Source organism: Stenotrophomonas sp. yr243, assembly GCF_900184195.1.
GTDB lineage: Bacteria > Pseudomonadota > Gammaproteobacteria > Xanthomonadales > Xanthomonadaceae > Stenotrophomonas > Stenotrophomonas lactitubi.
The window spans coordinates 176,334-197,343 of record NZ_FXWT01000001.1; the positions used below are offsets into that span (position 1 = coordinate 176,334).

Annotated in this window: 17 protein-coding genes; 7 read left to right on the forward strand and 10 right to left on the reverse strand. The window is 67.2% G+C overall.

The window, feature by feature from the left end; translation table 11 throughout:
- Positions 1–41: 41 nt before the first annotated feature.
- Positions 42–1,253, forward strand: coding sequence for an acyltransferase family protein (locus QOL57_RS00735; protein ID WP_089240936.1), 1,212 nt, complete (start codon positions 42–44; stop codon positions 1,251–1,253).
- A 102-nt stretch (positions 1,254–1,355) separates the two neighbouring features.
- Here the strand turns inward: QOL57_RS00735 and QOL57_RS00740 are convergent, their stop codons facing one another.
- Positions 1,356–4,271 carry a VIT domain-containing protein gene (locus QOL57_RS00740; protein WP_089240934.1) on the reverse strand — a complete coding sequence of 972 codons (2,916 nt, stop codon included), beginning with the start codon at positions 4,269–4,271 and terminating at the stop codon, positions 1,356–1,358.
- Positions 4,272–4,404: 133 nt separating this feature from the next.
- On the opposite strand from QOL57_RS00740, the gene QOL57_RS00745 reads away from it, so the two are divergent.
- Positions 4,405–5,454 carry a DUF1176 domain-containing protein gene (locus tag QOL57_RS00745; RefSeq protein WP_089240932.1) on the forward strand — a complete coding sequence of 350 codons (1,050 nt, stop codon included), beginning with the start codon at positions 4,405–4,407 and terminating at the stop codon, positions 5,452–5,454.
- A gap of 12 nt (positions 5,455–5,466) precedes the next feature.
- Here the strand turns inward: QOL57_RS00745 and recJ are convergent, their stop codons facing one another.
- Positions 5,467–7,224, reverse strand: coding sequence for a single-stranded-DNA-specific exonuclease RecJ (gene recJ / locus QOL57_RS00750; protein ID WP_089241300.1), 1,758 nt, complete (start codon positions 7,222–7,224; stop codon positions 5,467–5,469).
- Between the two features lie 121 nt (positions 7,225–7,345).
- On the opposite strand from recJ, the gene QOL57_RS00755 reads away from it, so the two are divergent.
- On the forward strand, positions 7,346–8,389 hold the full coding sequence (locus tag QOL57_RS00755; protein WP_089240930.1) for a DUF1176 domain-containing protein: 1,044 nt from the start codon (positions 7,346–7,348) through the stop codon (positions 8,387–8,389).
- Complete coding sequence (locus QOL57_RS00760) at positions 8,390–9,448, forward strand: DUF1176 domain-containing protein (protein ID WP_089240928.1); 1,059 nt, start codon at positions 8,390–8,392, stop codon at positions 9,446–9,448.
- 38 nt (positions 9,449–9,486) lie between these two features.
- Here the strand turns inward: QOL57_RS00760 and QOL57_RS00765 are convergent, their stop codons facing one another.
- From QOL57_RS00765 to dapB, 5 genes are all read right to left on the reverse strand, one after another.
- Positions 9,487–10,407 carry a phosphoglycerate mutase gene (locus QOL57_RS00765; RefSeq protein WP_089240926.1) on the reverse strand — a complete coding sequence of 307 codons (921 nt, stop codon included), beginning with the start codon at positions 10,405–10,407 and terminating at the stop codon, positions 9,487–9,489.
- 3 nt (positions 10,408–10,410) lie between these two features.
- Positions 10,411–10,875 (reverse strand): transcription elongation factor GreA, encoded by a 465-nt coding sequence (greA, locus tag QOL57_RS00770; protein WP_176022519.1) that lies wholly within the window; start codon positions 10,873–10,875, stop codon positions 10,411–10,413.
- Positions 10,876–10,883: 8 nt separating this feature from the next.
- Complete coding sequence (gene carB / locus QOL57_RS00775; protein ID WP_089240922.1) at positions 10,884–14,126, reverse strand: carbamoyl-phosphate synthase large subunit; 3,243 nt, start codon at positions 14,124–14,126, stop codon at positions 10,884–10,886.
- Positions 14,127–14,275: 149 nt separating this feature from the next.
- On the reverse strand, positions 14,276–15,406 hold the full coding sequence (gene carA / locus QOL57_RS00780) for a glutamine-hydrolyzing carbamoyl-phosphate synthase small subunit (RefSeq protein WP_089240920.1): 1,131 nt from the start codon (positions 15,404–15,406) through the stop codon (positions 14,276–14,278).
- A gap of 334 nt (positions 15,407–15,740) precedes the next feature.
- Positions 15,741–16,469, reverse strand: coding sequence for a 4-hydroxy-tetrahydrodipicolinate reductase (gene dapB / locus QOL57_RS00785; RefSeq protein WP_089240918.1), 729 nt, complete (start codon positions 16,467–16,469; stop codon positions 15,741–15,743).
- 70 nt (positions 16,470–16,539) lie between these two features.
- On the opposite strand from dapB, the gene QOL57_RS00790 reads away from it, so the two are divergent.
- The 3 genes from QOL57_RS00790 to QOL57_RS00800 are packed head-to-tail and all read left to right on the forward strand — an operon-like array spanning position 16,540 to position 18,356.
- The gene (locus QOL57_RS00790) at positions 16,540–17,319 is read left to right on the forward strand and encodes a 3-oxoacyl-ACP reductase (RefSeq protein WP_176429881.1); all 780 of its coding nucleotides are present in this window, start codon (positions 16,540–16,542) and stop codon (positions 17,317–17,319) included.
- Positions 17,320–17,323: 4 nt separating this feature from the next.
- Positions 17,324–17,719, forward strand: coding sequence for a MerR family transcriptional regulator (locus QOL57_RS00795; RefSeq protein ID WP_089240914.1), 396 nt, complete (start codon positions 17,324–17,326; stop codon positions 17,717–17,719).
- 55 nt (positions 17,720–17,774) lie between these two features.
- A complete protein-coding gene (locus tag QOL57_RS00800; protein ID WP_089240912.1) occupies positions 17,775–18,356 on the forward strand; it encodes an NAD(P)H-dependent oxidoreductase in 582 nt (193 codons plus the stop codon).
- A gap of 205 nt (positions 18,357–18,561) precedes the next feature.
- On the opposite strand, the gene QOL57_RS00805 is transcribed toward QOL57_RS00800, so the two are convergent.
- From QOL57_RS00805 to QOL57_RS00815, 3 genes are read right to left on the reverse strand one after another with little or no spacing between them, the layout of a single operon-like run.
- Positions 18,562–18,816 carry a DUF6587 family protein gene (locus tag QOL57_RS00805; RefSeq protein ID WP_089240910.1) on the reverse strand — a complete coding sequence of 85 codons (255 nt, stop codon included), beginning with the start codon at positions 18,814–18,816 and terminating at the stop codon, positions 18,562–18,564.
- Positions 18,816–20,678 (reverse strand): ferrous iron transport protein B, encoded by a 1,863-nt coding sequence (gene feoB / locus QOL57_RS00810; protein WP_089240908.1) that lies wholly within the window; start codon positions 20,676–20,678, stop codon positions 18,816–18,818. The genes QOL57_RS00805 and feoB overlap by 1 nt, the downstream gene beginning before the upstream one ends.
- Positions 20,675–20,929 (reverse strand): FeoA family protein, encoded by a 255-nt coding sequence (locus QOL57_RS00815; RefSeq protein WP_089240906.1) that lies wholly within the window; start codon positions 20,927–20,929, stop codon positions 20,675–20,677. The genes feoB and QOL57_RS00815 overlap by 4 nt, the downstream gene beginning before the upstream one ends.
- Positions 20,930–21,010: the final 81 nt, after the last annotated feature.

Here is a 21,010-nt window from a genome sequence, read left to right on the forward strand (position 1 = left end):
AAGACCTTCCACTCTGCGACAACGCCAACACGGATACAGCCATGACCCGCCGCCACGACCTCGACACCCTGCGCATCGGTGCCTTCGGGTTGCTGATCCTCTACCACGTGGCCATGGCTTACGTGGCCGGATGGGACTTTCACCTCAAGAGCGCTTACACGGCCGGGTGGCTGCAGTGGCCGATGATCGCGTTGAATCGCTGGCGCATGCCGCTGCTGTTCGCCATCTCCGGCACTGCACTGGGCATGTGCCTGCCCGCGCACGGCCGTTGGCAGTTCGCGTTGCGGCGCGGCTGGCGCCTGTTGTTGCCGCTGCTGTTCGGCATCGTCGCGGTCGTCTCGCTGCAGGCCTACTGCGAGGCGGTGGACAAGGGCGACGTCACGCCGGGGCTCGGCGCCTTCCTGTGGCGCTACTGGCAATTCCGGCCGTGGCCGGGTGCCAGCTTCAGCGGTGCTGCCTATGGGTTCACCTGGAACCACCTGTGGTACCTGGCCTATCTGATCCCCTACACGCTGCTGGCGATCCTGTTGGCCAGCATGTTGCGGCCGCTGCGCCACCGCCTGCCGGGTCTGCATCTTCGCGACCGTTGGATCGTCACGCTGGGCCTGCTGCTGCCGGTGCTGTGGCTGGCGTGGGCACTGCTGGCCATCCTGCCCGCGCACCCGCCAACCCATGCACTGGTCGATGACCTGTATGTCCACGCCGAATCGCTGCCCCTGTTCCTCGGCGGCTTCCTTGCGGCGCGCTGGCAGCGCGGATGGGATCTGCTGGTGCGCGGCCGACGATTGACGCTGCTGCTGGCAGTGATCGGGCTGACTGTCGAACTGGGCATCCGCGCACTGGCCCGGATGCCCGATGTTGGCGATCTGCCGGAATGGGTACTGTCGCTGCCATGGGCGCAGACCGAGCGCGTCGGCCGCGCGATGTACACCTGGTGCGCCCTGCTGGCCATCTTCGGCTGGGCGCAGGTCCTGCTTGCGCGGCCATGGCGTGGCCTGGGCTACTGCCGCGAGGCGGTCTTCAGCTGGTACATCCTGCACCAGACCGTACTGATCGTACTGCTGTACTGGCTGCGGCCACTGCAGCTGGGCGCATGGCTGGAACCGGTCTTGGTGATCATCGGCACCATCAGTGGCTGCCTGTTGATCCACGAACTGCTGGTACGGCGCGTGCGCTGGCTGCGGCCGCTGTTCGGGTTGCGTGCCGATCCACCAGAGTCACCGATCGCACGCGCCGCAACAGCACGGTTGTAGAGCCGAGCCCACGCTCGGCTGCTTGTGCCATGAGCCGAGCATAGGCTCGGCTCTACCTCGAAGCAGTCGAGCAAGCTCGACCCTACACGGGCGTCCCAGTGATCAACGCACCTCGAACTCGCCGACCAACACGGTCTCGGCACGGTCCTTCAGCCGCATCGTCACCATCTGGTCCTTCTGCTTCGGCGTGCCCCAATGAGTAGTCAGGCGCAGCATCAGCGTCGTTGCGCCGGTCACCAGCTGCTGGCGGCTGCCGAAGTAATTCGCCTCCACCTTATACTTGCCAGGCTTGGCGTTGCGCAGCGAGAACTGTTCCGGGCCATAGCCACCGGTGAAGTCCTGCGACATCTGCCCGCCCTGGTAGGTCAGGCGGTTGCCGTAGTAGGCGCGCTCACCGTTCGGGTCGGTCACCCACAGGTCCATGTCGCTGTTGTCGGCATCCCAGGCCAGCACCACGCGCAGGTCCAGCGGCATCGCCTGCAGCAGACGCGGGTCGATGCCCTTGGTATCCAGCCGCGGCTTGCTGCCGGCCACCAGGTTGGTCAGCTCGTCCAGGGCGATCAGCGCGATGCCGTCGAAACGGGAATCCCAAGGGCGCACGACCACTTGGTACAGCGGCGCCAACGCCTGCTGCGGTTTGCCCGCTGCAGCCAGCGCCAGGCCCAGGTCGCGGAAGCTCTGCGGTTCTTCCTGGCCCATCGCCAGCACCTGCTCGAACACCGGCACCGCCAGCGCCGGAGCGTCGGCCTGAATCAGCCGATAACCGAGCACCCGCAGCAGATGGCGGTTGTCCAGATCCATCTCGGCCAGGTTGGAGAGCACGCGCAGGGCAAGATCACGCTGCCCCTGTTCGATCAGCAGGTCGGCCACGTCGAGGAAGAACGCGCTGCTGTCGGCATGCGCAGCGCGCTCGGCCAGATAGCGATCGTACAGTTGCGACGGCGGGCCCTGGCGCAGGCGCCGGGCGATGGCCGAGTCTGGCTGCCACGCTGCCAGCTGGATGCCGAGCTGGCCGTCGTTGGCGGCAGAGGAAGGGGCAGCAAGGCCACCGGTGAGCGTGATCAAATCCAGCGCCTTGCTCGATGCAGGCGCTGAGCGACGTGCACGCGCACTGCTGGCTTCCATGCGCTGCTCGGCAGCCGCTGCCACCGGCGCGGGGGCGGGCGGAGCCGCCGGGGACGGCGCAGCAAGCATCGCTACCGGCGCCGATTCCATTGCGTAATCTGCAGACGCCACCTCCAGCGCCTTCGCGTCCGCTTGCGGCGGTGACCCCTTCGGCCAGCTGCGATTCCACCACTGCTGGCGCTGCTGCCACTGCGTCACCACCTTGTCCAGGCGCTGACGGTCGGCCGCATCGCGGTCTGCAACCTCGCGCGCGAAGCGCTGGTCGTACTCGGCGCGCAGCTTGCCCGACGGGCGGATTGCATAGCGCAGGTAATCGTCCAGGGTTTCCAGCACGATCAGCGAGGTGTCCGGGCCCACCAGGCTGAACTGCTGCGACAGCAGCTGCATCGCCTCGCGGTTGCTGCGTCGATCGGTCGACATCTGCTGCAGACGTGCCTGTGCCCACAGGCCGGCCAGCAGATCACCGTCTTCGTTCTTCTGCGTCGCGGGCAGTGCCTGCCACTCGCCGCCGGCCACGCGTACCCGCATCGGCACGCCTTCGGCCGCCAACCGCGCATGCAACCACAGCCAGCCCTGGGCCTGGCTGCGGCGATCGATCACCACATCCTGCACGCCACGGCCGGCATCGATCTGGACATCCAGCGGTACCGACAGCAGCTCCCGTGCAGCGGCATCGATATCGCTGCCGAGTGCCACGAAACTGCCGGCATGCGCCTCGCTCCAGCCGCGCAGGCGGGCGGCATCGGTGCGTGCACCGGCACTGCTGATCGCGAACAGGCGCTGGTCGGCACCCAACGCCGGCAGTGCTTCCGGTCCGTAGGTCAGCAGGCCATCGCTGACCATCAGGTATTCCTTCACCTCAGGCTGCGGCTGCCACTGCGCCAGTGCACTGGCACCATCCGGCTGCACCGCCATCAACGCCCTGCGCAGTTCACTCCAGTCGCCGCTGCGGATACGGAACCGACGCACAGGCTCCGCACGATCACGCAGCACGGTAAGCGCGACATTGCCCTCGCCCATTGCCGCGAAGTAGTGATCGAGCAGCGCGAGCTCTCGGGTGCGGTCGCGCTGGCCTGCGGAGCCGGAACCGTCCCACAGCAGCCCCACTTCCGACGGCACACGGCGCGGCGCGGCTGACGTCGGCACCGGCAGCTGTGCCAGCAGGTAATGACCGTCCTGCCAGCGTGCAACCTGCACCTGTGCCTTGCGCTCGGCCGGCAGCGTCCATTGCAGCTGGGCCGGCAACTGTGCGCCGCGCCCTTGCCAGTGCAGGCGGCCATCAGCAATGCGGAACGGCGCACTGCCAGTATCAGCACCCTTCGGTGCCTGTACGTCCAGTTCGACGGCAGCGGCGCCGGCGACGAACTGCAGCGGCAATGTCCAACGCCAGCCCTGCCCTGCGTATCCCAGCGGCTCGCGTACGACCAGCTGCACGCGGCGGCTGCCGCCGGCGGGCAGCGGATACACGCGCAGCCGGAACTGGTTGCCGGCGGTCTGCTCCAGCAGGCCCGGATCGACGCCCCGACGGGCGATCTCCTCGAACACCTGGCGACCGCGGTCCTTGGGCACCGGCACCGCCTCGCGCAACTCGCCATTGATGTCCAGGGCAAAGCCGGTGATCTGCTGGCCATCGCCCAATGGGAACTGCAGCTCGCCCTCCAGCACGCGCTGATTGGGGTTGTGGAACTCCAGGGTGATCCGGGTCTGGGCGATGCCGGCCTGCACCTCGCCCTCGATGCGCGCCTGTCGCAGCTGCACGGGCTGTTCCGCCGCGGGTGCGATCAGCAACGGCGTGGACGTCATCGGCGGTGCCGGACGACGCGACGCCTGGGGCGAAGCCGGCCAGGTTGCCAAGGCCAACAGCAGTACGGTGCAGCATCGGGCGAAGACCATGACAGGACTCCAATGGGATCGTGATTGCTTGAACGCACCAGACGGAGGGATGGGGTTAACGCGATTCGATGCTGGCTCTTCGCCGCCCCTGGGCGCACCATGTGCGACTTCCCGATCCCGCGCAAGGATGCCCATGCGTTCTCCCCTGCTTCCCACCCTGCTGGCCCTGTGCTGGCCACTGGCCGCCGGCGCCGTCGACGCGCCTGCCGGGCTGTATTTCCAGCATCACGACTGGGTCCTGGCCTGCGACAACACCCGCACCTGCCGCGCGGCCGGCTATGCCAGCGGCGACGACAGCACCCTGAGCGTGCTGCTGACGCGGCAGGGCGGCCCCGATCAAGCCATCTCCGGCCGTGTGTCGTTGCAGCCGATCGATGACCAGCCGCAGCCGAAAGGCGCCCTGCACCTGCGCATCCAGCAGCGTAACCTCGGCGTACTGGCGCCGGCCAAGGATGCAGGCACCTATGCGCTGAGCCCGACGCAGACCGCCGCAGTCCTCTCGGCGCTGGTGCGCGATGGCGGCATCACCGTTGTCGATACCGCCGGGCACGCGTGGCCGCTGTCGGACAAGGGCGCAGCAGCAGTGCTGTTGAAGGCCGACGAGCTCCAGGGCCGCGTGGGGACGCCGGGCGCGGTGATGCGCAAGGGTACTGCCGCCGAAAGCAGCGTACCTGCCGCCGTTGCCAAACCCGTTGTGCGCAAGGCAGCGACCTTGTCGACGCCGCCGGACGACCCGGCATTCGCCAAGTTGGCCGCGTCACCGGCGCTGCGTGCAGCGCTGCGCGCCACCCTGAAAGAGCCCAGCTGCGAAGGCCTGCTCGAGGCCGACCCGGATCTTCCGATCAGCAATTCGCCACTGCAGATCCAACGTCTGGATGCCAAGCACCTGCTGGTCAACGTTCCCTGCTGGCGCGCGGCCTACAACACCGGCGATGGTTACTGGGTCATCGGTGAGAAAGCGCCTTACCAGCCGCAGTGGGTGACCAGCGATGCGATCGACTACGGCGACGGTCAGATCGTCGCCTCGCACAAGGGCCGTGGTCTGGCCGACTGTGTGTCGGATGAAACGTGGACCTGGGATGGCACGCGCTTCGTCGCGACCTCGGCGATCAGCGGCGGTCTGTGCCGCGGCGTTCCTGGTGGAACCTGGGAGGTGCCGACGCGGGTAAGCGAGGTCCGCTGACGCCCCCTTTTTTCATGCGGGCAGGCAGTGCTCGACGATCAGCTGGATCGCGGCGCCACCGCGATAGTCATCGCAGGCCAGGCGATAGGCCAGGTGGACATGCTTGCCGGGCGCGTTGCCGTGCCAGCCACCGAAGTGAATCGCGTTGATCGTGCCCGGTACGCCGGGCAGACGCAGTTCCAGCTTCAGATGCCGTTCCTTCAATACGCGCCAGTTGGCCACTTCGAAGTGGCCGTCGAACAGCGGCTCGGGGAAACCCTGTCCCCAAGGCCCCGCCAGGCGCAGCGCATCGGCGTGGCGATGATCGAGCTCGTCCGCCGCCAGTTCGCCATCGCTGAGCACCTGCTGCTGCAGTGCCGCCGGATCCAGCATTTCCAGCACGGTGGCGACGAAAGCGGCTTCGAAGTCGGCCAGATGATCCAGTCGCATGCTCAAGCCGGCAGCCATCGCGTGACCGCCGAAGCGCTCGATCAAGCCGGGATGGCGAGCATCGACCAGCGCCAGCGCATCACGGATATGCAGGCCGGCGATCGAACGCGCTGAACCGCGCAGGGTGTCGGCACCCGGCTCGGCCGGCGCGAACGCGATCACCGGGCGATGCAGGCGATCCTTCATCTTCGAAGCGACCAGGCCCACCACACCCGGGTGCCAATCCGCATCAAACAGGCAGGCCGCGACCGGTCGCTGACCGGCGGTATCGAGCACCACTCGCGACAGCGCCTGTTCGGCGTCATCGGTCATCGACTGCTGCACCGCACGCCGCTCGGCGTTGATCTGCTCCAGCGTCTGCGCGATGTCGCGGGCCTGGCGTGGATCTTCGGTGAGCAGCAGCGCGATTCCCAGTGCCATGTCTTCCAGTCGACCGGCCGCGTTCAAGCGCGGGCCGAGCCCGAAGCCGATGTCGGTAGCGGTCAGGCGTGCGGCGTCGCGGCCGCTGGCTTCGATCAATGCCTTCAGGCCGACACAGCCCTGACCGTTGCGCAGCCGCCGCAGACCAGCACTGACCAGGGCGCGGTTGTTGGCATCCAGCACCACCAGATCGGCCACGGTGCCCACGGCCACCAGATCCAGCAGCGTGGTCAGGTCCGGACCCTTGCCATCGGCAAATACACCCGCTTCGCGCATCTGCCGGCGCAGCGCCATCAGCACATAGAAGATCACGCCGACACCGGCCAGCGACTTGCTGGGGAAGGCGTCGCCGTCCAGATTGGGGTCGACGATGACATCGGCCGGTGGCAGCTGCGGACCGGGCAGATGGTGATCGGTCACCAGCACCTGCCAGCCCCGCGCTTTGGCTGCGGTCACGCCGGCATGGCAGGCAATGCCGTGATCGACGGTGACCAGAAGATCCGGCTGCAGCGCAGCCAGCTCGTCCACCAGCGACGGCGACAGACCGTAGCCGTGCACCATGCGGTTGGGCACGGCATGCAAGACATGCTGCGCGCCGAGCATGCGCAGGCCGCGCACGCCGACCGCGCAGGCAGTTGCGCCGTCACAGTCGAAATCACCCACCACCAGGATGCGCTTGTCGGCGGCGATGGCCTCGACCAGCAGGTCCACGGCCGCATCGATGCCGGTCAGCAGCTCCGGCGCATGCAGGTTGCCCAGCTTGGGCAGCGCCAGCTCCGGCGTCTGCGCTCCGCGTGCGGCGTACAGGCGTGCCAACAGTGGCAGCGTGCCGTCCGGCCAGACGCCGGGTACGGCGACATCGCGGCGGCGGATCATCGGCGTATCGGAAGACGGCAGCGCAGCATCGGCGGCAAGGGACATCGGCATCGCCGGGTTACGGAAGACCCGCGCATGATACCCGCTCGGCTTGCCAGGCTCTCCGCGGGCTTGGCGCAGGCGTGCTGATCGCCCATGCTTGTTCACTTCTGAAACGGAATTCGCCATGTATCGCCCGCTGTCCGTACTGCTGGCCAGCCTCCTGCTGCCACTCGCTTCCCACGCCGGAAACACACCGTTGGAACCCGGTATCGAGTTCGTGCACCACGACTGGTTCCTGGCCTGCGACAACTCCGGCACCTGCCGTGCCGCCGGCTATGGTCCGGAACCGGCTGACAGCCTGCTGGGCCTGATGCTGGAACGTGCTGGCGGCCCCGGCACGGCAGTGAAGGCGCGGCTGCGGGTCGGTGAGGATGGCGAAAGCACAATGCCTGAAGGATCGATGCATCTGCAGGTGAACGGACGTGATCTGGGTCCCGTGCAGGACACTGGGCCCGACGAAGCAGTCGCGCTGCGACCGGCTCAGGTTGCAGCCCTGCTCGCCGCCCTGCCCGGCCAGGCCCGCATCGAAGTGATCGACAGCAGGGGCACGCGCTGGTCGATCTCCGATCGTGGTGCCGCCGCCGTACTGTTGAAAATGGACGAGGCACAAGGGCGCGTGGGCACGCCCGGCGCCCTGATACGGCGCGGCACGCGTGCCGAAGCGAGCGTGCCGGCTGCGCGCGCCAAGCCTGTGATCGTGAGCGCGGCCCTGACGGCGCCACGCTCCGAAGACAGCGCATTGGGCAGCAGCGAAGCGCTGCGCGACGCGCTGATTGCCACGCTCGGCGACAGCGACGACTGCCCGCGTCTGATCGAGTACAAGGGAACCCCGGAAATGGTGATCGAGCGGCTGGACGAGCGCCATGTCCTGGTGCAGGCGCTGTGCCAGATGGGTGCGTACAACTACAGCAATGGTTTCTGGATCGCGCGCGATCATCCACCGTTTGCCCCGCAGACGGTCACGCTGGAAGCAGAGGGCTTCTCGCGCGTCGAGCGCACGCTCTACGCACGCTACAAGGGCCGCGGCATCGGCGACTGCGTTTCCGGCTCGGACTGGACCTGGGATGGCCGCAGATTCCAGCCAAGCAGTGCGTTCAGTACCGGCTTGTGCCGTGGCATGCCGGGTGGGCACTGGACCCTGCCGACGCTGGTCAGCGAGGTTCGTTGAATGCGCGCATCCTCACTACTACCGACAGTCCTGCTGCTGGCCTCCCTCACTCTGGCGCCAATTGCCTCGGCCGCTGACCCGCTTGGGACTTCTTTCGTCGAGGGTGACGGGGTGATGGCCTGCGACAACACCCGCACCTGCCGGCTGGCCGCCTACGGTCCGCTGGCACCGCTGATGCTGAGCGTGCTGCTCGAACGCGCTGGCGGGCCACAGACGGCGGTCACCGCACGGCTGTCAATGGCCGAAGGCGCCGAGGACGCGCCTCGTACCCCTGCGGCGATGGCACCCGAAGGGGCGCTGCGACTGCGCGTGGACGGAAGGGACCTCGGTGCCATTGGCCACAGCGACGCGCTCGACCTTGGCCTGGAACTACCCTCGCGCTACGTGGCAGCGATGATCGATGCGCTGGTGAGTGGCAAACGCATCCAGATGAGCGATGCCTCGGGCCACGCCTGGCCGCTGTCGGATCGCGGCATGCGCACGCTGCTGCTGAAGATGGACGAAGCACAGGGTCGGCTGGATACCCCAGGCGCGCTGGTGCGCAAGGGCGCACAGCCCGAATCGAAGGTGCCGGCCGCGGTAGCCGCGCCACCACTGAAGGCACCGCCCCTGCTGGTCGAAGCACATGACACGGATGGACAACTGGCTGAGCGGACAGACCTGCTTCAGCAACTGCAGCCGGTGGCCGCCGCGCGGAACGCCTGCGAACAGATGTCGTCGCGCCAACTACGCATCGAACGAGTGGATGCTACCCATGTCCTTGCCCTGTTGAACTGTGCAACCGGCCGCTACATCGTGTCCGCGGGTACGTGGCTGATCCGCGACCGTCCCCCCTTCGCACCCACGCTGATCGCCCGGACCACGCTGTTTCCACTCTACCCGCACGCCGTGTTCCTTGAAGAAGGATTCGTGGCCGGTACGGATGCCTGCGGTACGAGCCGGCATTGGGCGTGGGATGGAACCCGTCTGAGCCTGAGCGCGGAGTTTGTCGGTCACTACTGCACCGGCCCGAGCCGCAGGCACTGGCAGTTGCCGACCTACGTCACCGATGTTCAATAGCGCATCCGCCGGGCATGGCCCGGCGCTGCCGCCTTGCCTCAACCGTCGTGAAGCTGGCGCGGCTTCTTCCAGAACTGCCAGCGCTGGCCTTTGTCCAGCTGGAACTGCAGGCCATCCTCGAAATCCAGCACCAGCCGTTGCAGTTCACCACGCTTGAGCGCGGCCAGCAGCGGCCGGATTGCATCGCTGCCCAGCTGCTGCAACGAGCGCAGCTGGCGCAGATCAACCAGTGCATCGACCGATTGCTCGCCATCCACCGCTACGCCTGCGGCCTGGGCCAGACCCTGCAGCAGCGCATCGCGGCTGCGCACCTGCGCATGTGGCGTGGCCACCGATACCGGCATCACGCCACCACCCCAGAACCACAGCGAGTTGATCGGCTGTTGGCCTTGTGCGGCGCGCTGCTGGTTCCATGAATGGGTGTGCAGCAGCACCTGCGCTTCCGTCATCAATGCGCGCCAGCGACGGCCCGCCTCGCCCGGTGGCAGGTGCGAGAACAGATCATCACCCAGCACCTCGTCCGGACTGTCGAACTCCGGCAGTTCGGTACCGATCGGCAGCCGCAGGTACCAACGCGAAGGATCGGGTGCATCCAGGACGAAACCTGCATCCGCAAACAGTGGCTGCAACACGGGCAGCAGGGCCAACGTATCGGCCAGGCTGGGCCGCAGCGTTTCGCCGTGGCCCATCATGCGCGCGCCATGCATGTCCGGCACCATGCAGGCAGGATCGGCACGCAGCCAGCAGGCGCCGGCGGCATCGCCGACGTCACGCTGGCGGGTCAACGCGGCTACCGGCCATTGCGGCGCGGCGACCGTGAAGTGACGCAGCAGCTGCGCACGTTCACCGGCGTCGCCCTGCGAGGTGGTGGCGCGGCCGAGGGCGCGCGCCACATCATCCGGCAACGCAGCCACCGCAAAGCGGCTGCGCGCCGGCAACAGCAGGGTCGCCGTCGCCACGGATCAGTCCTGGTAGCTGACGCTGACGATCTCGTACTCGCGCTGGCCGGCCGGCGCATCGATCACGATCGAGTCACCTTCCAGCTTGCCGATCATCGCGCGGGCAACCGGCGAGGAAATGGCGATCAGGCCCAGTTTGATGTCCGCTTCCAGATCGCCAACGATCTGGTACTTCTTCTCTTCGTCCGATTCCACGTCGGCCAGGGTCACGCTGGCGCCGAACACCACCTTGGAGCCTGCATTGAGCTTGCTCACGTCGATGATCTCGGCGTGCGACAGCTCGCCTTCCAGCTGCTTGATGCGGCCTTCGATGAAGCCCTGTTCCTCGCGCGCGGCGTGGTACTCGGCATTCTCCTTCAGGTCGCCGTGCTCGCGCGCTTCGGCGATCGCGGCGATCACCTTCGGGCGCTTGACCGACTTCAGGTGATCCAGTTCATCGCGCAGTCGCTGCGCGCCCTTCATCGTGATGGGTGCTCTCATGCGTTCAACTCCTTGTGCAGTTCCTGCAGCGACCAGACCGGGCCGGTACCGCGGAATTCCAGTGAATCCACCAGCGCCTTGGCACCGGCAATGGTGGTCGAATAGGTGACGCGATGCTGCAGCGCCTCGCGACGGATCGAGAACGAGTCGTTGATCGCGGCACGACCTTCGGTCGTGTTGACGATATAGACGATCTCGCCGTTCTTGATCGAATCGACGATGTGCGGACGACCCTCGACCACCTTGTTGATGATCTCGCAGTCCATGCCGTGCTGCTGCAGCCACGCTGCGGTGCCACGGGTGGCAACCAGGCTGTAGCCACGTGCCAGCAGGGCCTTGGCCACCGGCAACACGCGCTTCTTGTCCGGGTCGCGCACCGACACGAAGGCCTTGCCCACCGGCGGCGCCTTGATGCCACCGGCTTCCTGCGCGCGCGCGAAGGCGGCGTTGAAGCTGCGGCCCACGCCCATCACTTCACCGGTGGAGCGCATCTCCGGCCCAAGGATCGGGTCGACGCCCTGGAACTTGGCGAACGGGAAGATCGCCTCCTTCACCGAGTAGTAGTCCGGCACGATTTCCTTGGTGGCGCCCTGCTCTTCCAGGGTCTTGCCCGCCATGCAGCGGGCCGCGATCTTGGCCAGCGGCATGCCGGTGGCCTTGGACACGAAGGGCACGGTGCGCGAGGCACGCGGGTTCACTTCCAGCAGGAAGATGGTGTCGTTGCCTTCCTCGTCGGTCTGGATCGCGAACTGGGTATTCATCAAGCCCACCACGTTCAGGGCCTTGGCCAGCTCGACCACCTGGCGACGCAGCTCTGCCTGGGTTTCAGCCGACAGCGAGTACGGCGGCAGCGAGCAGGAGGAATCGCCCGAGTGCACGCCAGCCTCTTCGATGTGCTCCATCACGCCACCGATCAGGACGTTGCCCTGGGCGTCGGCGATGATGTCCACGTCGCACTCGACGGCGTTGTCGAGGAAGCGGTCCAGCAGCACCGGCGAATCGTTGGACACTTTCACCGCGTCACGCACGTAGCGGGCCAGGTCGGATTCGCCGTAGACGATTTCCATGGCGCGGCCACCCAGCACGTAGCTCGGGCGCACCACCAGCGGGTAGCCGATCTCGCGGGCCAGCAGCAGGGCTTCCTGGTCGTTGCGGGCAATGCGGTTCGGCGGCTGCTTCAGGCCCAGCTGGTCCACCAGCTGCTGGAAGCGCTCGCGGTCTTCGGCCAGGTCGATCGAGTCCGGGCTGGTGCCGATCACCGGCACGCCATTGGCTTCCAGCGCGCGTGCCAGCTTCAGCGGGGTCTGGCCGCCGTACTGCACGATCACGCCCTTCGGCTGCTCCAGCTCGACGATTTCCAGCACGTCTTCCAGGGTCAGCGGTTCGAAGTACAGGCGGTCGGAGGTGTCGTAGTCGGTCGACACGGTTTCCGGGTTGCAGTTGACCATGATGGTTTCATAGCCATCCTCGCGCAGCGCCAGTGCCGCGTGCACGCAGCAGTAGTCGAACTCGATGCCCTGGCCGATGCGGTTCGGGCCACCGCCGAGGATCATGATCTTGTCGCGGTTGCTCGGCGCGGCTTCGCACTCGTCCTCATAGGTCGAGTACAGGTAGGCGGTGCCGGTGGAGAATTCACCTGCGCAGGAGTCCACGCGCTTGTACACCGGGCGCACCTTGTGCGCGCGACGCAGCGCACGCACGGCCGCTTCGTTGGTGCCGGTCAGCTGGGCCAGGCGGGCGTCGGAGAAGCCGGCGCGCTTGAGCTTGCGCAGGCGCGCCGCATCCAGTGCGTCGATACCATCAGCCGCGACCTGGGTCTCAGCGGCGATGATTTCTTCGATCTGGTCCAGGAACCACGGATCGATGTAGGACAGCTTGAAGATGTCCTCCACGCTCATGCCGGCGCGGAACGCATCGCCCACGAAGAACAGGCGTTCCGGACCCGGCGCCTTCAGCTCGCGGCGCAGGGTCTGCAGATCATCTTCACTGGTCAGGTCCAGGCCGGTCGGGTCGAAGCCGACCTTGCCGGTTTCCAGGCCACGCAGGGCCTTCTGCATCGACTCCTGGAAAGTGCGGCCCATCGCCATCACCTCGCCCACCGACTTCATCTGGGTGGTCAGGCGTGCATCGGCGGCCGGGAACTTCTCGAAGGCGAAGCGCGGGATCTTGGTGACGACGTAGTCGATGGACGGCTCGAACGACGCCGGGGTCAGGCCGCCGGTAATCTCGTTCTTCAGTTCGTCCAGGGTGTAGCCCACGGCCAGCTTGGCGGCGACCTTGGCGATCGGGAAGCCGGTGGCCTTGGAGGCGAGCGCCGAGGAGCGCGACACGCGCGGATTCATCTCGATCACCACCACGCGGCCGGTGTCCGGGTTGATGCCGAACTGCACGTTCGAACCACCGGTATCCACGCCGATCTTGCGCAGCACGGCGATGGAGGCGTCGCGCAGGCGCTGGTATTCCTTGTCGGTCAGGGTCTGCGCCGGGGCCACGGTGATCGAGTCACCGGTGTGCACGCCCATCGGGTCCAGGTTCTCGATCGAGCAGACGATGATGCAGTTGTCCGCGGTATCGCGGACCACTTCCATCTCGAACTCCTTCCAGCCCAGCACCGACTCTTCGACCAGCACTTCGGAGGTCGGCGACAGCTCCAGGCCGCGGTTGACGATCTCGATCAGCTCTTCGCGGTTGTAGGCGATGCCGCCGCCACTGCCGCCCAGGGTGAAGCTGGGGCGGATGATGGTCGGGTAGCCGACGCGGGTCTGGATCTCCAGCGCTTCGTCCAGGGTGTGGGCAACGGCGGCGGTCGGGCACTCCAGGCCGATCTCGCCCATCGCCACACGGAACAGTTCGCGGTCTTCGGCCATCATGATCGCTGCGCGCTTGGCGCCGATCAGCTCGACGTTGTACTTCTCCAGCACGCCGTTGTCGGCCAGGTCCAGCGCGCAGTTCAGCGCGGTCTGGCCACCCATGGTCGGCAGCAGCGCGTCGGGCTTTTCCTTGGCGATGATCTTCTCGACCGTCTGCCAGTTGATCGGCTCGATGTAGACGGCGTCGGCCATCTCCGGGTCGGTCATGATCGTGGCCGGGTTGCTGTTGACCAGCACCACGCGGTAGCCCTCGTCACGCAGGGCCTTGCAGGCCTGGGCGCCGGAGTAATCGAACTCACAGGCCTGGCCGATGACGATCGGGCCGGCACCGATGATGAGGATGGTCTTGAGGTCAGTGCGCTTGGGCATTTTCTTCTCTAAGTCAGTACAGCGTGACAAGGGGGGTGATCGCACGCTGTCGATCAGGAATCTTGATCCGCAGCGCCGCGCCAGGGGCAGCCGCGATGCGGAGGCTTACGGTCCATCGCGACGCCACCGGCGAACCGGCGGCGTACTGATCACGCCTTGGCCTGTTCCATCAGCGCCACGAAACGGTCGAACAACGGGCCCACATCGGTCGGGCCCGGTGACGCTTCCGGATGGCCCTGGAACGAGAAGGCCGGCACGTCGGTGCGGGCGATGCCCTGGTTGGTGCCGTCGAACAGCGAACGGTGGGTCACCCGCAGGGTGGCCGGCAGGGTCGCTTCATCCACTGCAAAGCCGTGGTTCTGCGAGGTGATCATCACCCGACCGCTGTCCAGGTCCTGCACCGGATGGTTCGCACCGTGGTGGCCATGGCCCATCTTGATCGTCTTCGCGCCCGAGGCCAGGCCCAGCAGCTGATGGCCCAGGCAGATGCCGAAGGTCGGGATCTTCACGTCGATGAAGGTCTTGATCGCGGCGATCGCGTAGTCGCACGGCTCCGGGTCGCCCGGGCCGTTGGACAGGAACACGCCGTCCGGCTTCAGCGCCAGCACTTCAGCAGCCGGGGTCTGCGCCGGCACCACGGTGACCTCGCAGCCGCGCTCGGCCAGCATGCGCAGGATGTTGGTCTTCACGCCGAAGTCGTACGCCACGACCTTGTACTTGGCCGGCACGCTGACGAAGGCATTGGCATCCAGGTCCAGCTGGCCCTCGGTCCAGACGTAGGTCTTGTCGGTAGTCACGACCTTGGCCAGATCCATGCCCTTCAGACCCGGGAACTTGCGGGCCGCTTCCAGTGCCTTTTCCACATCGATGCCGTCGCCGGCCATCAGCGCGCCGTTCTGGGCGCCCTTCTCGCGCAGGATGCGGGTCAGCTTGCGGGTGTCGATGCCGGCGATGGCGACCACGCCACGCTGGATCAGCCAGTCCTGCAGCGACACCTGGCTGCGCCAGTTGCTCGGGCGGCGCGGTACGTCGCGCACGATCAGGCCGGCCGACCACACCTTGGACGCTTCATTGTCCTGGTCGGTCATGCCGGTGTTGCCAATGTGCGGATAGGTCAGCGTGACCATCTGCCGGGCGTAGGACGGGTCGGTCAACACTTCCTGGTAGCCGGTCATGGCGGTGTTGAACACCACCTCACCGACGGACAGGCCGGGCGCGCCTACGGATTCGCCCTCGAATACGGTGCCGTCTTCGAGGACGAGGATTGCGGCTTGGGTCACGGAATTCTCACTTTGGCTACCGAGGGGGTGCCGAAGTCACGCCTGCGCTTCACGGAAATCCGGTTGCAAAAAAGCGCGGACGTACGGTCTGGGACCGGTCCGGCTTTCGTGATTCGGCGAGTGCGAATTGTAGCGGTGCCGGGGCGCGCGCGCCAGCGGTTATCGCCATTCATGAACAGGCGATTGCGCATTCATTTCAATCCGGGGGCGTATGCAGGCCGATGACCGGGCCGCTGCCATCCCACCTGCCCGGCTCCGGTAGGCGCCAACCTTGGTTGGCGCGTTCAGCAACGGCTGCCAACCAAGGTTGGCATCTACCATCGACCCGGGCCCGTTACCCGGGCCCGTCCAGCAGGTCGCGTACCCGGTAGCTGCCCGCCGCCCGGCCCTGCAGCTGGCGCGCGGCAAACAGCGCCCCACGGGCGAAGATGTCGCGGTTGGTGGCCCGGTGCACCAGCTCGATGCGCTCGCCCAGGCCGGTGAACTGCACCAGATGCTCGCCGACGATGTCACCGGCGCGCAGACTGGCGTACTGCGGCTCAGCCCCGCCCCGCTGTGCTGCGGCGCCCAGGGTCAGCGCCGTGCCCGAGGGCGCATCCTTCTTCTGCGTATGGTGCGACTCGACGATGTCGCAGTTCCAGCCCGCCAGCGCCTGCGCAGCGCGCTCCACCAGCTCATCCAGTACCGCCACGCCCAGGCTGAAGTTCGACGCCCACACCAGCGGAATCTTCACCGCCGCCGTCTCCAGCGCCTGCCGCTGCGCAGTGGAAATGCCGGTGGTGCCCGACACCAGCCCGGCGCCGCGCTCCACGCACAGTGCCAGCAGTGCATCGAAGCCCTCCGGCAGGCTGAAATCGATCGCCACGTCGAACACCGGCGCCCCCGGCAACTCGCTGGCCGCGAAGAACGGCACACCATCGATCACCCGCTGGGCCGGCGCGCGGCCGGTCACCGCAGCGACAATCTGCAGGGAATCAGGGTGTTCGGCGGCCAGCCGCAACAGGGCCTGGCCCATGCGCCCGGAGGCGCCGTGAATAAGCAATCGCAGGGGAGTCTGGTTCATGCACGCAGGCTAGCGGCAGCACGCATGGTCCGGCAAGCACTGTCGCTGCTACGCTGCGTGCCCTTTTGCCATGGATTGCCCGACCATCATGCAGATCAGCGAACAGCTGGTACTGGTCACCGGCGCCGGTCGCGGCCTCGGCCAGCACATCGCCCGCGCCTTCGCCGCGCAGGGCGCGCGGGTTGTCATCAACTATCACCGCAGCGAAGCGGCCGCACGCGCACTGGCCAGCGAGCTGGGCGGCCAGGCCATCGCCCTGCAGGCCGACGTCACCGATCGCGCCCAGGTCGAGAGCCTGTTGCAGCACGCACTGGCGCACTTCGGCCAGGGCGTGACCACCGTGGTCAACAACGCGTTGGCCGCGTTCTCGTTCAATGGCGATGCCCGCGACAGCGCCGCCGACATCCGCTGGCCGGCCTTCCAGGCGCAGTTCGAAGGCAGCGTGCGTGGCGCCCTCAACACCGTGCAGGCCGCCCTGCCCGGCATGCAGGCGCGGCGCTTCGGCCGGATCATCAACATCGGCACCAACCTGTTCCAGAACCCGGTGGTGCCCTACCACGACTACACCGCCGCCAAGGCCGCGCTGCTGTCGCTCACCCGCACCCTGGCCGGCGACCTCGGCCCGCACGGCATCACGGTCAACATGCTGTCCGGCGGCCTGCTGCGCACGACCGACGCCAGTGCAGCCACGCCGGAAGCCGTATTCGACTACATCGCCGCCAACACGCCGCTGCGCAGCGTCACCACCCCGGCCGAATTCGCCGACGCCGTGCTGTTTTTCGCCAGCCCTTGGGCACGCGCGGTGACCGGGCAGAATCTGGTGGTCGACGGCGGCCTGGTGCGGGACTGAACGGATGCGCATTTCAGAGGTCGCGCGCCGCACCGGCGCCAGCGCCAAGGCGATCCGCCTGTACGAGGCACGCGGCCTGCTGCCACCGGTGCCGCGCCTGAACCGCTATCGCGACTACAGCGAACAGGACGTGGCGTGGGTGCAGCTGATCCGGCAGGCGCTGGGACTGGGCATCGGCCTGACCGCGATTTCCCGTTTACAGCGCGATGACGGCCAGCTCGATTGGGTGGCGGTGCTGGCCCTGCTGGAGCGCCAGCGCACGACGATCGCTGCAGAGCGCGAACGCCTCGCCCGCGTCGAGATCGCGTTGCAGCAGGTGGGCGACGAGCTGCGGCAATGGCTGCAGCAGGGCGACGGCACCTGCGTACTGGTCCCCGCTGGCTGCCCTGCCGCGGTTTGACTCTGCCCTTGGGGCATAGCGCAACGTCGGGTGCTTTCCAGCCCCCGAGACTACCGTGCCCCGCTCCATCCTGATCCTCCTTGGCCATCCCGACCGCGATAGCCTGTGCGGCGCCCTCGCCCAGCGATACGCGATCGCCGCCGGCAACGCCGGTCACCACGTGCGCATGATCGCCCTGGGCGACCTTCAGTTCGACCCGGTGCTGCGCCACGGATATCGTCAGATCCAGCCGTTGGAAGCCGACCTGCAGGACGCCGCCGACGCGATCCAGGCCTGCGATCATCTTGTGCTGGTCTACCCGACCTGGTGGGGGGCGATGCCGGCCCTGCTGAAAGGCTTCTTCGACCGGGTACTGCTGCCAGGCTTCGCCTTCCGCTACCGGCGCGATTCGGTCTGGTGGGACCGGCTGCTGGCCGGACGCAGCGCGCGGGTCATCACCACCCTGGACACGCCGCCCTGGTATTACCGGTGGATCTACCGCGACCCGGGCATTACCCAGATCCGCAGCACTATCCTGGAATTCTGTGGCATCCGCCCGGTGCGGGTCAGCCGCTTGGGCACCGTGCGCAGCAGCACGGCCCAACAGCGCGAACGCTGGCTGGCTCAGATTGCCGATCTGGGTGCGCAGGCACGCTGACGCATCGCGGCAAACTGCTCGCCTCGCCCTGCCCGCAACATGGATCCACGCCAAGCATGGATGATCAATTCCGACGCCGCTGGAGGGCGGCGCGGGAGATGAGTAGATCCACGCCATGCGTGGATAAGGATCAAGGGCGTGCGAACCAAGGTTCGCACCCACCAAAGAACCAAGCTTCGCACCCAGCAAAGCAGGAAAGGCAGCCTCAGTGCTGCTTCGGCGGCGTCGGTCCGCAACTGTCACAGCCGCCACACGCGCCGCCACCGCCAGTGGCCGGCGGCGCGATCTTCCGGCCCAACGCCTGCAGCCAGGCCGCGCGGCCCGGCTTCAGCAGCGCCAGTGCCAGCGCGCCACGCAGCTTGCGCACGGTGCCGGGCGCCTGCTTCTTCAGTACCACCCAGGCACTGACCAGCACGGCCACCGCGATGATCAGGTACTGGATCAGCAGGCCGGCGTCCATCAGCCGCCCCCCAGCGCCACGGTCACCTGGTAGGTGATCAGCGCCGCGACATAGGCCGCAGCAAACAGGTAGAACGCCGAGAAGCCCATCGTCTTCCACGAGTTGGTCTCGCGCTTGATGGTGGCCAGCGTCGAAATGCACATCGGCGCGTAGATGAACCACACCAGCAAGGCCAGGCCGGTGGCCAGCGACCAGCCGTCGGCCACCACCGGCGACAGTGCGGAGATCGCCGCATCGTCATCGGCAGCCGACAGCGCATACACCGTCGCCAGCGACGACACCGCCACTTCGCGCGCGGCAAGGCCCGGAATCAGCGCGATGCAGATCTGCCAGTTGAAGCCCAGCGGCGCGAAGATCGCCGTCATCGCATGGCCGATCTGGCCGGCATAGCTGTAGTCGATGGCCGGCATCGTCGCATCGGCAGGCGCACCCGGGAACGACAGCAGGAACCACAGCAGGATGGTCAGCGCCAGGATGATGCCGCCGACGCGCCTGAGGAAGATCATGCCGCGCTCGTACAGGCCGACGGCGAGGTCGCGCGGATGCGGAATGCGGTACGACGGCAGCTCCAGCATCAGCGGGTGCTCGCTCTTGTCGCGGCGCCACTTCTTCATCACCCACGACATCACCAGCGCGCTGAGGATGCCGGCCACGTACAGGCCGAACAGCACCAGGCCCTGCTGGTTGAAGATGCCGATCTTGCCGGCCGGAATGAACGCGCCGATCAGCAGCGCGTACACCGGCAGGCGCGCCGAGCAGGTCATCAGCGGTGCCACCAGGATCGTGGCCAGGCGGTCACGCGGGTCCTGGATGCTGCGGGTGGCCATGATGCCCGGCACCGCGCAGGCGAAGCTGGACAGCAACGGGATGAACGAACGACCGGACAAGCCCGCCGCCGCCATCATGCGATCCAGCAGGAACGCGGCGCGCGGCAGGTAACCGGACTCCTCCAGTGCCAGGATGAAGGCGAACAGGATCAGGATCTGCGGCAGGAACACCACCACGCCCCCCAGGCCGGCGATGATGCCGTCGGTCAGCAGACTGGTCAGCGGGCCTGCCGGCAACACGCTGGCGGCCAGTTCACCCAGCCAGGCGAAGCCGGCCTCGATGCCATCCATCAGCGGCGTCGCCCAAGCGAACACCGCCTGGAAGATCAGGAACATCACCACGACCAGGGTGATCAGGCCGAACACCGGATGCAGCAGCCAGCGGTCGAGCGTGTCGTCGATCTTCGCGGTCCGCGCCGGCATCCGCACGGCGGCGGCCAGGATCGCGCGCACCTGCGCGTGGTAGTCCGCGCCACTCTCAACACCGGCCAGCGGCGCATCCAGGTGCGGCACCATCGTGTCCAGGCGTTCCACCAGCGCGCGCGCGCCCTGCTTGCGCACCGCCACGGTTTCCACCACCGGCACACCGATCTCGCGCTCCAGCGCGGCAACGTCGATCTGGATGCCGCGACGCTGCGCGGCATCGACCATGTTCAGGGCGATGATCATCGGCTTGCCCAGCTCGCGCAGTTCCAGCGCGAAACGCAGGTGCAGGCGCAGGTTGGTGGCGTCGATCACGCACAGGAGAACGTCCGGCGCGGCCTCACCCGGGTAGAAACCCCGGCACAGGTCGCGGGTGATCGCCTCGTCGAGGCTGGCCGGATGCAGGCTGTAGGCGCCCGGCAGGTCGAGCACGGCGAACTCGCGGCCGGACGGCGCACGCAGGCGGCCTTCCTTGCGCTCGACGGTGACGCCGGTGTAATTGGCGACCTTCTGCCGGCTGCCGGTCAGCTGGTTGAACAGGGCGGTCTTGCCGCTGTTGGGATTGCCGACCAGCGCGATGCGCAGCGGGGCGGTGGTTGCGGTGGCGCTCATGCGCGTCGCTCCTGGCTGGCCGGGTCGATGACCACGCGCCGTGCCTCACTGATACGCAGCGCGAAACGGGTGAACCCGACCTGCACCAGCAGCGGCTCGCCGCCGACCGGACCTCGCGCCACCAGGCGCACTTCCTCACCCTTGACGAAGCCCAGCTCGCGCAGGCGCCGGGCGATGGCATCGTTGGCATGCAGGTCCTGCACGGAATCGACCACGGCCGAGGTGTGCAGGGGCAGTTCGGACAGCGTCATCTAGCGTGTTCTCTGCTGGATGTAAATGGTTCTCGATTCTAACATTCCCGCGTCGCGTCATGGCCCATGACCAATGGCCCG

Excerpts from the sequence above, each read along its gene's own strand:
- QOL57_RS00735 (WP_089240936.1), top strand. The coding sequence starts at position 42 with ATGACCCGCCGCCACGACCTCGACACCCTGCGCATCGGTGCCTTCGGG.
- QOL57_RS00740 (WP_089240934.1), bottom strand. The coding sequence starts at position 4,271 with ATGGTCTTCGCCCGATGCTGCACCGTACTGCTGTTGGCCTTGGCAACC.
- QOL57_RS00745 (WP_089240932.1), top strand. The coding sequence starts at position 4,405 with ATGCGTTCTCCCCTGCTTCCCACCCTGCTGGCCCTGTGCTGGCCACTG.
- recJ (WP_089241300.1), bottom strand. The coding sequence starts at position 7,224 with ATGTCCCTTGCCGCCGATGCTGCGCTGCCGTCTTCCGATACGCCGATG.
- QOL57_RS00755 (WP_089240930.1), top strand. The coding sequence starts at position 7,346 with ATGTATCGCCCGCTGTCCGTACTGCTGGCCAGCCTCCTGCTGCCACTC.
- QOL57_RS00760 (WP_089240928.1), top strand. The coding sequence starts at position 8,390 with ATGCGCGCATCCTCACTACTACCGACAGTCCTGCTGCTGGCCTCCCTC.
- carB (WP_089240922.1), bottom strand. The coding sequence starts at position 14,126 with ATGCCCAAGCGCACTGACCTCAAGACCATCCTCATCATCGGTGCCGGC.
- dapB (WP_089240918.1), bottom strand. The coding sequence starts at position 16,469 with ATGAACCAGACTCCCCTGCGATTGCTTATTCACGGCGCCTCCGGGCGC.
- QOL57_RS00790 (WP_176429881.1), top strand. The coding sequence starts at position 16,540 with ATGGATTGCCCGACCATCATGCAGATCAGCGAACAGCTGGTACTGGTC.
- QOL57_RS00795 (WP_089240914.1), top strand. The coding sequence starts at position 17,324 with ATGCGCATTTCAGAGGTCGCGCGCCGCACCGGCGCCAGCGCCAAGGCG.
- QOL57_RS00805 (WP_089240910.1), bottom strand. The coding sequence starts at position 18,816 with ATGGACGCCGGCCTGCTGATCCAGTACCTGATCATCGCGGTGGCCGTG.
- feoB (WP_089240908.1), bottom strand. The coding sequence starts at position 20,678 with ATGAGCGCCACCGCAACCACCGCCCCGCTGCGCATCGCGCTGGTCGGC.
- QOL57_RS00815 (WP_089240906.1), bottom strand. The coding sequence starts at position 20,929 with ATGACGCTGTCCGAACTGCCCCTGCACACCTCGGCCGTGGTCGATTCC.